The sequence below is a fragment of the Bartonella sp. CL434QHHD genome, assembly GCF_042195145.1.
GTDB lineage: Bacteria > Pseudomonadota > Alphaproteobacteria > Rhizobiales > Rhizobiaceae > Bartonella.
Genome location: NZ_JBHINT010000048.1, coordinates 1 through 1,338 on the forward strand (window position 1 = coordinate 1; position 1,338 = coordinate 1,338).

Annotated in this window: 2 protein-coding genes; both read right to left on the reverse strand. The window is 33.9% G+C overall.

Annotation, left to right across the window (positions count from 1 at the left end; all coding sequences use genetic code 11):
* Positions 1–261 (reverse strand): hypothetical protein (locus tag ACFILN_RS08405; RefSeq protein WP_375671277.1); only part of this gene is annotated, 261 nt, incomplete at its 3' end.
* 819 nt (positions 262–1,080) lie between these two features.
* Positions 1,081–1,338: YadA-like family protein (locus tag ACFILN_RS08410; RefSeq protein ID WP_375661069.1), on the reverse strand; the 258-nt coding region annotated here is incomplete at its 5' end.

Consider the following 1,338-nt stretch of genomic DNA (forward strand, 5'->3'; position numbering starts at 1 on the left):
ACCAGAAAGGGTTTTGGTTAAAAAATTTGCGTAATCATCAGAAGCATTCAAACCAGCAACAGAGAGAAGGCTTTGTGGATAAGACACACCGGCATTTTTTACACCTTCAAGAAATGTGTTTCTAAAATCAGGATTTGCTGAAAAAACAGGCGTAACATTCGATAAGAATGTAGCCGCTATAGCCAACGAAAGAACTTTAACAAAAGAAAAACGAGAACGTTTTAATTCACTCGCAGCTTGTGGGGCATATAATTTTTTCATAACAAACTCTCCAATGAAAAAACTTAAAAACACCTCCAAAACATAAAAAAGACACATTTTAGCATTATTGATGTCTTTGGAATTCAGAGTAGACGATCATTGCTTAGAGTGTGAACATTTTGAGTCTTTAGTCTTGTTTTGTTTGTGCTCTCTGTATTGGGACCTAAATGTTTGTTTTTTTGATTATGTTTTGTGGACATAAAGATGACACATTTAGAGTCTAAGTTTTTTAGTGTGCTGTTTTTTCTAACTAAAAAGGGGTCTTTATATTTAATATTACATTTTACTTGGTAGTGGTTACTATAAAATCCTTTGTACTAGGTTTTAGTATGTATTTTCCTAATTATAGACTTTATTTTTATTAGAAAGCATGGTTTTGTTAATAATAAGTAAAGTAAAAAGAAATTGTAATATGTCTGGAATATAGTTTTCCTTGGATAACGGCTTTTTAGTTGGATTTTTTCTTTTTAATATATCATATAATGATATATGCGCGGTCCCGTGATGTACCTTTTATCTTTACGCACTACTTTTCCCCCTTTGAAAGTTATTTCATCAAAATGAGTCTTACTAATATACACTCCCATATTGCTATAGGCTGTTCATGAAAATAGCAACATAAAAATATAACTTTTTAGCAATATGGATTCTACTATGATCTTTTTTCAACAAAATATAGAAAATCTTCTATAAAACATCACAGTCTATAGCCTCATCAAATATTATGCTTATCTCTAGATAAATACTGTGCGTCTGTAAAAAAAATATCCACCCTTATTTCAATAAATAAGGGTGGATGTTTTGTTTTCGTTGTTCGTATTATTTTATTTTCAGAGTAATTGCACCACCTATGCCCCAATGACCACCAGCACTCGTGGCAGAGAGATTAGAGCGGATTTTTCCGTTTTCAGATGTATAACCAGCACCAAGGGCAAATGCGGATTGTCCACGCCATGTGCCGCTACCAAATGAGACACTCAAAGATCCTGGCTCGTCGAAGTAACGTAGGTTGGATACTGCTAGACCAACGGCAGCTGCTTGCCTTGCCTCTTTCCGTACGCTCTTAATATCATAACT